The sequence below is a fragment of the Sphingomonas sp. genome (assembly GCF_048594985.1).
Classification (GTDB): domain Bacteria; phylum Pseudomonadota; class Alphaproteobacteria; order Sphingomonadales; family Sphingomonadaceae; genus Sphingomonas_I.
This window is the reverse complement of record NZ_JBMDXG010000183.1, coordinates 1-10,731: the sequence shown is the minus strand read 5'-3', so window position 1 is coordinate 10,731 and position 10,731 is coordinate 1. Positions and strand designations below refer to the sequence as shown.

The window sequence follows — 10,731 nt, the reverse complement described above, 5'->3', positions numbered from 1 at the left end:
CGGCGGCATCCTCCGCGCTCCACGCGTCGGGAGCCTCGGGCTCTTCGGGAGCGGCGGGCGCTTGCGCTGCTTCGGGCGGCCGTGGGGCTTCCGGCGCGGCCGGGGCCAGCATCGCGAGCGCGGTGGGCGTGGGGCGCAACGCCGTGATCGGCGTGGTCGCGGCGATCCCGCCCGACGCGGTCAGCGCAAGACCCGACAGGATGACCGCGCCGGCCAGCGCCAGGCCGGTCCGCCCGCTGCGGGCGGACCGTGACAGACGGACGATCATGGTCAGCCGCTCCTTGAGCTCGGCGGCGGGGCCGAGCGCGCAGGCGGTTGCCCGCATCGGCGCGCGCGCCGACTTCACCAGCGCGCGGCCATAGGCCTCGGCGCAATGCGGCCGCCCGTTCAGCACGGTGGCGTCGCATGCCTTCTCCTGATCGGCGCGGAACGCGCGATAGGCGCGGTGCGCGACCGGATTGAACCAGTGGAGCGACAGGACCAGCAGGGCCGCGAGGTTGGCGAACAGGTCGCCGCGCTGGTGGTGCGCCAGCTCGTGCGCCAGCGCGAGCCGCTGCTCCTCGGCATTGTAACGCCGGGCGAAATCCTCGGGCAGCAGGATGAAGCGGCGGATCAGCCCGGTCGCCAGCGGCCCGCGCACCGCGCGGCTGCGGCGGACGGCAACACTGCCCAGCATGAATCCATGGTCGGAACGGCGCAGCGCCGTGTGCAAGAAGCGCCGGTGCCGGCCCAGCTCGCGGAACAGGAACACCGCCGCGCCGCCCAGCCATAGCGCGATCGCGATCAGGCCCCAGTCGGGGCCCGTTGCGGCCACCGCCTCGACCGGCGCGGGCAGGGTGGGCTGGATGTTGGCCAGGTGCGTGAAATCGAACCGGATCGGCATCGCCTTGATCGGCTCGGGCGCGTGCGGCAGGCGCGGCAGTGCCAGCCGCAGCACCGGCAGCAGCCACAACAGATAGGCGGCGCGCGCGCCGAAGCGCGCGGCGACCGGCCCGCGCAGCGCGAGCACAACCAGCATCAGCACGGTGCTGGCGATCATCGCCTCGACCAGCCACGCGATCACGACCGGAGCTCCTTCAGCAGCGCTTCGAGTTCGGCGATGTCGCTTTCGCTCAACGCTTCTTCCTGCGCGAGCTGCGCGACCAGCGGCGCGGCACGGCCCCCGAACAGGCGGTCGACCAGCCGGCGCGTCTCGCGCGCGGCATAATCGTCGCGCTCGACCGCCGGGCTGTAGAGATAGCGCCGGCCATCCTCCTCGTGCCGCAGCGCGCCCTTGGCGAGCAGGCGCGCGAGCATCGTCTTGATCGTGCTCTCGCTCCATCCGCGCGCGGGATCGACCCGCTCCGCCACCTCGGCCGCCGTGAGCGGACTGTCCGCCCACAGCACCTCCATCACCGCATGTTCGCCTTCACTGATCCGGTCGGGCATGATCCGAGTCTCCGATTACGAATGTGGCCGTAACAGACTACATCCGTAATCGTCAACTGGCGCCGGGGGGATTTTCGCCCCGGACGGCACCGGCCCTGCCCCCGGCACCCGGACAGGTCCGGGCGGCGGGGCAGGGCCGGCCTCATTTCGGAAGGGGGATGTCGCGCGTCAGGCGAGCTTCAGGCCTTCCTTGTTCCTCGCGACCGTCAGTTCCTTGTTCTTCTCCGCGCTCAGCTTCGCGCGCAGGCGGGGGAACAGGGTGGTCTCCTCCTCGCGCATGTGCTTCTCGATGTCGCTGCGGAACTGGCGGACCTTCGCGATCCAGGCCGGCGAATCCTTCGGCGTCTCGGTCAGCTCGTACAGATACTGCTTCACGTAGCCGTGATCCTTGTTGAGCTCGTCCGCCGCCTCGATCTCGCCCGCCTCGCGCAGCGCGGGATAGATCGTATTCTCTTCCTCCAGCGCATGCTTGGCGAGCATGTGCTTGAGGTTCATCAGCAGCGCCGCGCGCTTTGTCGGGTGCGCCTCGCTCGTCGCCTCGATCGCGTCGAACACCTTCAGCGTCAGCTTGTGCTCGTTGGCGAGCGCCTGGTCCCACTCGCCCGACAGGATCGTCGGCGACTGGACCGCGAGCTTGCGCGCGACGTTCGCCGCCAGCCCGACGGCAAGCCCCGCCGCCGCCGCGCCGATCACCGCGCCCTTGCCCTCAATCGAGAAGCCCGATTTCTTGAAGCGGCCGTCCGAACCGCGCGCTTCGTCCTGCGCGGCTTCCGAACGCTTGTTGCGGGTGGCTTGGGTGTTCCGGGTACGGGTCTGCGTGGCCATGTCCTTGCTCCTGACGGACGCGCGACGGCGCGCCGGATCAGGGGCATCAACGGCACAGGGACGGATAAGTTCTCACTTTGCTTCGCGAAATGCGCGTCGGCGCGCTCAACCGCGCAAGGCGTCAAGCCACGGCCCCGCCACGCCGTCGGACGGCGCGCGCCAGTCGCCGCGCGGCGACAGGCTCGCGGCGGCGGAAACCTTGGGGCCGTTGGGAATGGCCGACCGCTTGAACTGGCTGATCTGGAAGAAGCGGTAGCAGAACACCTCCAGCCACTTGCGGATGGTGTCGAGGTCGTAGGCGTTGCGCCCCTCCTCCGGAAAGTCGATCGGCCAGCGCCCCGCCGCCGCGTCGCGCCACGCATGCCAGGCGAGGAAGGCGATCTTCGCCGGGCCGAGACCATGGCGCACGGTATAATGCAGGAAGAAATCGTGCAGCTCGTACGGCCCGATCCGCGCCTCCGTGCTTTGCATCGCGCCGGAGGCGTCGGCGGGCACCAGCTCGGGCGAGATTTCGGTGCCGAGGATCGCGGTCAGGATGCGGTTCGCCTCGCCGTCGAACTGCCCGGTCTTGATCGCCCAGCGGATCAGGAACTGGATCAGCGTCTTGGGCACGCCGGCATTGACCGCATAATGGCTCATCTGGTCGCCGACGCCATAGGTGCACCAGCCGAGCGCGAGTTCGGACAGGTCGCCCGTGCCGACGACGAAGCCATCGCGCTGGTTGGCGAGGCGGAACAGGTAATCGGTGCGCAAGCCCGCCTGCACGTTCTCGAACGTCACATCGTAGACCGGCTCGCCCTCCCCGAACGGGTGGCCCAGGTCGCGCAGCATCTGGGTCGCGGACGGGCGGATGTCGATCTCCGCGCCGGTCACGCCCAGCGCGTCCATCAGCGCCCAGGCATTGCCCTTCGTCGTGTCGCTGGTGGCGAAGCCCGGCATGGTGAAGCCGAGGATCGACGAGCGCGGCCGGCTCAGCCGGTCGCACGCCTTGGCCGCGACGATCAGCGCGTGCGTCGAATCCAGCCCGCCCGACACGCCGATCACCAAAGTGCGCGCGCCCGTCGCCTGCATCCGCTTCGCCAGCCCCTCGACCTGGATGTTGAAGCTTTCGTAGCAATCTTCGTCCAGCCGCGCGGGATCGTCGGGCACGAAGGCGAAGCGCGGCACCACGCGCTTCAGCCCGACATCGGCGAAATCGGGCTCGACCGCGAAGCTCACGCGGCGGAAGCGCGCCTCGGGGTGGTCGTGCGCGGCGGCGGTGTCGTTGAACGTGCCGAACCGCATCCGCGCCTGCGCGATCCGCCCGACGTCGACATCGGCGACGATCAGCTCGGGCTCATGGTCGAACCGGCCCGACTTGGCGAGCAGATGGCCGAGTTCGTGGACCATCGCCTGCCCGTCCCAGGCGAGGTCGGTCGTGCTCTCGCCCGGCCCGCTCGCCGAATAGATATAGGCGGCCGTCGCGCGCGCCGATTGCGACGCGCCGTACAGGTCGCGCTCGCGCTCCTTGCCGACCACGATGTTGGATGCGGACAGGTTGCACAGGATCGTCGCCCCGGCGAGCGCGCCGTAGGAGGAGGGCGGGATCGGCGCCCAATAATCCTCGCAAATCTCGATATGGAAGACGAAGTCGGGAAGGTCCGACGCGGCGAAAATGAGGTCCGTCCCGAACGGCGCCTCCGTCCCCGCCACCGCGATCGTCAGCCCGGTCAGCCCCGCGCCGGCGGCGAACCAGCGTTTCTCGTAATATTCGCGGTAATTGGGCAGGTAGCTCTTCGGCACCACCCCCAGGATGCGCCCGCGATGGATCGCGATCGCGCAGTTATACAGCCGCCCGCTGCGCCGCAGCCCCGCGCCGACCAGCAGCACCGGGCGCAGCTCCGCCGACGCCGCGACCAGCGCCGCCAGCTCCGCCTCGACCCGGTCGAGCAGCGCGCCTTGCAGGTGCAGGTCGTCGATTGCGTAGGAGGACAGGCTGAGCTCGGGGAACACCACCAGGTCCGCCACCTGTTCGTGCGCCGCCCGCGCCAGCGCCAGGATCGAGGCGGCGTTCGCGCCCACGTCGCCCGTGCTCGCCGCCGGCGTCGCCGCCGCGACGCGGACGAGGCCATGGGCGTGGATCGAAAGGAAACGGTCGGTCATGCGCCTGCCTTAGAGCGGATCGTCGCCCCTGTAACGAGGCGCGGGCGCATTGGTGACATGGGTGGCCGCTCGCTCGTCACTTTACAGCATCAGGCATCAACCCGAACCGTTCGTGCTGAGCCTGTCGAAGCACCGTCCTCCAGACCGCCTCTCGGAACGCGTGCACAAGAGAAGCAGCCCTTCGACAGGCTCAGGGCGAACGAAAGCAAGCGAGCGAAAGTGAGGCCGCCCCCGATCAGGGAACCGTGACGACCCCGCCCGGCTGCGCGGGAAAGCTGCGCAGCACCGCCTCGCTCAGGTCGGCGGCGACCGCCTCGTCGCGCCCGGTCTTCGTCCCCGCCGGCCGCACGGTGATCGCGCTGCCCTGCCACAGGATCGCCTCCTCGCCGCGCTTGCGGATGCGCAGCTCCAGCCGCGTCCGCACCAGCGGCGCCAGGCTCTTCTTGGCGGTCGGCAGCGTGACGCTGATCCCGGCCCCCACGCTGCCGCCGACGCCGCCGGGGCTCGCCACCGCGCGGTCGACCGGCACGTCCGCCGCCGCCGATCCCACCTCTTCGCGCGTCAGCCGCAGGTCCGCGACCAGCGCCGCGTGGCCCGGCTGCTCCAGCGTCGTGAACCCCTTGGTCGCCAGCACCTCGCCCAGTGCGTTGACGAACAGCGGGGGCGGCGCCTCGGCCCCGGTCGCATCCGCCGCCTGCTCGACCGAGATCGTGCCCGACGACGGGATCTGCGCCGCCGCCCACGGCGCGCTCGCCACCGCCGCCACGACGCCCGCGATCCACCCGGCTCGTCTCAGCCTGCATCCTTCGCGCTGCCGGGGCGGCGCATCCCGGCCGGGATGCGGGCCCGCTCCCGGGATCATCCGGCGCGCAAGATAGGCGCATCGCCCTCCGCTTTGAAGGGGCGTGGATCGTTCAGGCGCGTTTCCGCTGCCGGGCGGAGAGAGGCGACCTCCGCCTCACGGCGGCGGCTGCCCTGATAATGGCCGGTCAATCGACGGATCGGGCGAGGCGCAGGGCGCTCCGACGATTGCGCAGCGATCCGCCGACAAGGCCGAACCCGCCGATCATCAACGCCCAGGACGCGGGCTCCGGCACGGCGGCGGTGTCGGCCACACGAACGTCGAATGCGATATTGTCCAGCCCCACGTCATAGCCGTCCGGCCCCCACCGTAGGCGGATCCCGTCGCCGAAATAGGCGCTGTTGATCGCCAGTGCGGCGTGGGTCGGCGATCCGGTGCCGACGGTGCCGGTGTAGATGGCTGCCCCGCTGAGCGAGGTGATGGCGAACGGCACCGTCGCCGAACGGTCGAGATAGGTGGCGAAGTCGAAGCCGATCAACGACACTTCATATCCCGCGGCGGCGGCGATGACGATTTCGGACGTGTATCCCGATTGACCGGCTCCACCCCAGACCACGCCCGGCAGGTCGCCATAGCCACTCCAATATTTCAGGAACGGTTCGTACGTCACGCCGGTCGCCGTCGTGATCGAACGATATTGCACGTCGGCGCCCGCGCTGTCCCCGTAACCTTGGCCGATCTGGGCGTAATTGCTGCAACCCTGATCGCCCGACGCGCCGCAGACGGGCTCGGAGAAGGTGAGCGTGGTCACGGCGGCGGCGGCCGGCGCGGATGCGGAAGCGGCGGCAAGCGCCGCTACGGACATGGCAAGATACTTCACAGGACAACCCCTTCTGATCGTTGGTCGGCGGGCCGCTTGTCGTTAACCGCCCGGCAACCTCAAGGATGGCGAGCCGATGAAATGACGATGAAGTGGCGAGGGCACTTCGCATGCCCGCGCGCGCGCTCTACCGCCCGGCACGCTCGGCACCGGATTGATCCCGTTGTCATATTCCTGAAATGTCGGGCGGCACTATGCGGGCTTCGCTCATGTCGGATACGCCATCGATCAGTCTCGCCGCGACCGCCCCCTTCCGATTGGGGACGAGCGAGGTACGCCCTGCGACGCGCGAAATCACGGGTCCCGGCGGGCGCGAGATCCTCGAGCCCCGGGTAATGCAGGTGCTGGTGCTCCTGGCCAACCATCCGGACGAGGTGGTTACGCGCGACCAGATGATCGATGCCTGCTGGGACGGGCGAATCGTCGGTAACGATGCGATCAACCGTACGATCGGCGTGATCCGGCGCGTTGCCGAGACGGTTGGCGGCGGCGCGTTCCAGGTCGAAACGGTGGTGAAGGTCGGCTATCGGCTGACGGAGGCCGGGGCAGCTTCGGCCGAGGACCGGTCCGCGCCGCCGGTGGGCCTCACGGCTTGGCAACCCGATCGCCGCACGGTCTTCAGTACGTTGGTGGCGGGGGTGGCGGGCGCGGCCGGTCTTGCCTGGTGGCAATGGCGCCGGTCGGATCCGGTGGCAGCCTTGCGCGCCGAAGGGTTGCAGGATGCGCGCGCCGGTACGTCGGAGGGGACGGCGCGGGGGCTCGCACTGGTCAGGGAGGCGGCGGTGCGCGCGCCGGACGATCCCGAAAGCTGGGGCGCGTTGGCGCTGGCGCGATTGCATGCCAATTACTTTAATTCGGGCGAGCGGGCGCGGACGCAGGCGCGCGCGGCGCAGGCGGACGCGGCGCAGGCGGACGCGCGGCGCGCGTTGCGGATGGATTCGGCGAACATCAGCGCGCAGGCGGCGCTGGCGATGGCGCTGCCGCCATTCGGCAACTGGCTCGCGTCCGAGAATGCGTTGCGCGCCGTCTTGGCGCAGGATCCCGACCAGCATGAAATGTGCGTCTGGCTGTCGCGCATGCTTGCGCGGGTCGGGCGGACGCACGACGCGCTTGGCGCGCTCGATCCGGTCGAACGCGACATCCAGCACAATGCCTCGGCGCTCTACTGGCAGTCCTATCTGATGTGGGCGGTCGGCCGGACGGCGGACGGCGACCGGGTCATCGACCGCGCGCTGCGGCTGTGGCCGCGCGCATATCAGGTCTGGTTCTCGCGCTTCTGGACCTATGCCTATAGCGGCCGCGCCGATGCGGCGCTGCGCATGGTCGCGGACACCTCCGCCCGCCCGCCGGGGATCCCCGAATGGAATTTCGCGCTGATCCGGTTTAGCGCCCGGGCGCTTGGCAGTCGTCTCGCCCCCGATGTCGATGCGGCACAGGCGGCGATTGTCGCGGCAGCCCAAAAGGGCACCGGCTTCGGCGAGATCGGCGTCGAACTATTGTCGGAGCTGGGGCGGCTCGATGCCGCTTTCGACATCGCGCGACGCTATTTCTTCATGGGAGACGCGGTTGCCACCCGGGTCCGCTATTCGCACGAGCAAGGCGCATATTCGGATCGGTCGCGGCTCAACACACGCTTCCTGTTCACGCCACCGACTGCGAACCTGCGCGCCGATCCACGATTCGCGGCCATGGTGACCTATCTGGGGCTGGACGATTATTGGCAGCGCAGCGCCACACAGCCGGACTTTCGCAGACGCGATTTGAATTAAACGGGGAAAGGCCGCTTCCGCTTTCAACCAAACCCGCCCGCCCTTGACAAATTAGAACAAATAGAGTACAATTTTAAGGATTGCGCTCTTTCTTATTGCAGGGAAGCCATCGACGCAGGTTTCCAACCGGCGTCACCTGTCCACCATCCTGCCGTGCCGGGTGCCGACATGCGCCGTCATGGCGTAAACTTCCGTAAACTTTGGCGCACTTCCGCCGCGTCGATGCGGCCGTAATCAGGCCGCCGCGCGCTCCGTGCGGACGCCGGTGAGCGAGGCGGGGCCGGCCGCGGCGATCTCGACCTCGATCAGGTCGCCGATCGCGCCGCCGTCGACCAGCACCGATTGCAGCCAGGGCGATTTGCCGAGCATCTGCCCGGGCAGCTTGCCGCGCCGCTCGATCAGCACCGCGCAGCGCCGGCCGACCGTCGCCCGGTTGAACGCGAACTGCTGTTCGGACAGCAGGGCCTGCAGCCGCTGGAGCCGCGCGTCCATCACTTCGGCCGGCACCGGGTCGTCCATCCTCGCGGCGGGCGTGCCCGCGCGCGGGCTGTATTTGAAGCTGAACGCCTGTGCGTGGCCCACCGCGCGCACCGCCGCCAGCGTCTCTTCGAACTCCGCGTCGGTCTCTCCGGGGAAGCCGACGATGAAGTCGCCCGAAATCGCGATGTCGGGCCGCGCGGCGCGCACCCGATCGATCAGGCGGAGGTAGCTGCCCACGTCGTGCGCGCGGTTCATCGCCTTCAGCACGCGGTCGCTCCCCGCCTGCACCGGCAGATGGAGGAAGGGCATCAGGCTTGCGACCTCGCCATGCGCCGCGATCAGCGCGTCGGTCATGTCGTTGGGGTGGCTGGTCGTGTAGCGGATGCGGTCGAGCCCCGGCAGCCGGTCGAGCACGCGGATCAGGCCGTCCAGCCCCTGGCGCCGCCCGGCCTCGTCCTCGCCCGTCCAGGCATTGACGTTCTGCCCCAGCAGCGTGATCTCGCGCGCGCCGCCGTCGACCAGCGCCTTCGCCTCGTCGACGATCGCCGTCCACGGGCGCGACACCTCGGCCCCGCGCGTATAGGGCACGACGCAATAGGTGCAGAATTTGTCGCACCCTTCCTGCACCGTTAGGAACGCGGTCGGCCCGCCCGATCGGCGCGCGGGCAGCGCGTCGAACTTGGACAGGACCGGCATGTCGGTGTCCACCGCTACGCGGCCGGCGGCCGCCTCTGCGATCAGCGCGGGCAAATTGTGATAGGCCTGCGGGCCGACCACCAGGTCGACCGCGCGCGCGCGGCGCGGGATCTCGGCCCCCTCGGCCTGCGCGACGCAGCCCGCGACCGCGATCATCGGCCGGCCGCCGTCGCGCCGGGCGATACGGCCGATGTCCGAATAGACCTTCTCCGCCGCCTTCTCGCGGATGTGGCAGGTGTTGAGCAGGACCAGCTCGGCCTCGTCGGCGCCCGCCTCGACCATGCCCTGCGCCTGCATCAGCTCGGCCATGCGCGCGCCGTCATAGACGTTCATCTGGCAGCCGAACGACTTGACGTGGAAGCTCTTGGGGGCGGGGCGGGGCATGCGGGGGCCATAGCGGAGCGGCCGGAGGCAGGAAAGCGGCCCTGCCACGGGGCGGGCCGCTTTCCCTCATCCGTCGATCAGATGAACGGCATCCTCTCCCTACGGTTTGGACCCGGTCTTGTGCCGGCCGTCATCCGGTGCCGTTCCGGAGCGGTGAGGTGGCGCCTAATGCCGGTTGCGTGGGACGGCAAGACGGATGCGTTTTTGTTATCGCTACCATGATGAAATTGTGGCGGTGCCGACACATTTCTCGTGCGTGACGCGCCCCGGACGACCCGCTAATCGCCCCCCGATGCCCGTGTCCGCCCCCCTGCGCCTCGATTGCGATGCCGACTCGCTGGTCGCCAACTGGCGCTTCCTGAAGACTGCCGGGGGCGGGGCGGCGTGCGGCGCGGCGGTCAAGGCCGACGCCTACGGGCTCGGCGCGGTCAAGGTGGCCCGGCGGCTGGCCGCCGCCGGCTGCCGCGACCTGTTCGTCGCGACCTGGGCCGAGGCGGAGGCGCTGGGGCCGCTGCCGGACGGCGTCGCGCTGTCGGTGCTCCACGGCATCCGCGCGGAGGACATGGCCACGGCGCTCGGCTCGCCCGCCCGCCCCGTGCTCAACAGCGCCGAACAGGTCGCCCGCTGGCGGGGGGCAGGCGGGGGCGCGTGCGACGTGATGGTGGATACCGGCATGAACCGGCTCGGCCTGAGCGCGGCGGAGGCGGCGTCGGGCCTGCTCGAAGGGCTGGCGATCGAAACGCTGATGAGCCACCTCGCCTGCGCCGACGAACCCGGCCACGCGCTCAACACGCGCCAGCAGGCCGCCTTCGCCGCCTTGCGCGGGCAGGTCTCCGCGCGCCGCTACAGCCTCGCCAACTCCGCCGGCATCCTGCTCGGCCGGGACTATGCGTTCGATCTGACGCGGCCGGGCCTGGCGCTCTACGGCGGGGTGCCCGTGCCCGGCGACGCGCGCCAGCGCGCCGGTCTCCGCCCGGTCGCCGCGATCAGCGCGGCGATCCTGCAGGTGCGGACGGTCGCGGCGGGCGAGACCGTGGGCTATGGCGCAACCTGGGCCGCGCCGCGCGACAGCAGGATCGCGATCGTCAACGCCGGCTATGCCGACGGCCTCCTCAATCGCCTCGCTGCCGGGCTTGCCGCGCACCACGACGGACGGCGCCTGCCCGTGGTCGGCCGCATCTCGATGGACATGATGGCAATCGATCTCGGCCCGGCGCCGCTGCGCGAAGGCGACTGGCTGCGGCTCGACCTCGACTTGCCCGACCTCGCGGCGATGGCGGGCCTGTCGCAATACGAGCTGCTGACGCGGCTGGGCGACCGCTTCG

9 protein-coding genes are annotated in these 10,731 nt (G+C 70.0%); 2 read left to right on the top strand and 7 right to left on the bottom strand.

What is annotated here, in order from left to right; genetic code table 11:
- The 6 genes from ACOJSF_RS07075 to ACOJSF_RS07050 form a co-directional block, all read right to left on the bottom strand.
- On the bottom strand, window positions 1-1,063 hold a 1,063-nt coding region (locus ACOJSF_RS07075; RefSeq protein ID WP_420141511.1), incomplete at its 3' end, for a M56 family metallopeptidase.
- Entirely contained in the window at window positions 1,060-1,428 is a 369-nt protein-coding gene (locus ACOJSF_RS07070) for a BlaI/MecI/CopY family transcriptional regulator (protein WP_420141510.1), read from the bottom strand. The genes ACOJSF_RS07075 and ACOJSF_RS07070, both read right to left, overlap by 4 nt.
- A 168-nt stretch (window positions 1,429-1,596) precedes the next feature.
- A complete protein-coding gene (locus ACOJSF_RS07065; RefSeq protein WP_420141509.1) occupies window positions 1,597-2,253 on the bottom strand; it encodes a hemerythrin domain-containing protein in 657 nt (218 codons plus the stop codon).
- Between the two features lie 105 nt (window positions 2,254-2,358).
- On the bottom strand, window positions 2,359-4,395 hold the full coding sequence (locus tag ACOJSF_RS07060) for an NAD(+) synthase (protein WP_420141508.1): 2,037 nt from the start codon (window positions 4,393-4,395) through the stop codon (window positions 2,359-2,361).
- Window positions 4,396-4,630: 235 nt separating this feature from the next.
- The gene (locus ACOJSF_RS07055; RefSeq protein ID WP_420141507.1) at window positions 4,631-5,257 is read right to left on the bottom strand and encodes a hypothetical protein; all 627 of its coding nucleotides are present in this window, start codon (window positions 5,255-5,257) and stop codon (window positions 4,631-4,633) included.
- A gap of 127 nt (window positions 5,258-5,384) precedes the next feature.
- Window positions 5,385-6,077 (bottom strand): PEPxxWA-CTERM sorting domain-containing protein, encoded by a 693-nt coding sequence (locus ACOJSF_RS07050; protein WP_420141506.1) that lies wholly within the window; start codon window positions 6,075-6,077, stop codon window positions 5,385-5,387.
- Between the two features lie 209 nt (window positions 6,078-6,286).
- Between ACOJSF_RS07050 and ACOJSF_RS07045 the strand changes: the two genes are divergently transcribed.
- Window positions 6,287-7,846 (top strand): winged helix-turn-helix domain-containing protein, encoded by a 1,560-nt coding sequence (locus ACOJSF_RS07045; RefSeq protein WP_420141505.1) that lies wholly within the window; start codon window positions 6,287-6,289, stop codon window positions 7,844-7,846.
- Window positions 7,847-8,080: 234 nt separating this feature from the next.
- Here ACOJSF_RS07045 and miaB read toward each other — a convergent pair whose 3' ends face one another.
- Entirely contained in the window at window positions 8,081-9,406 is a 1,326-nt protein-coding gene (miaB, locus tag ACOJSF_RS07040) for a tRNA (N6-isopentenyl adenosine(37)-C2)-methylthiotransferase MiaB (RefSeq protein ID WP_420141504.1), read from the bottom strand.
- Window positions 9,407-9,698: 292 nt separating this feature from the next.
- Here miaB and alr point away from each other — a divergent pair.
- A partial coding sequence (alr, locus tag ACOJSF_RS07035; RefSeq protein WP_420141503.1) for an alanine racemase occupies window positions 9,699-10,731 on the top strand: 1,033 nt, incomplete at its 3' end.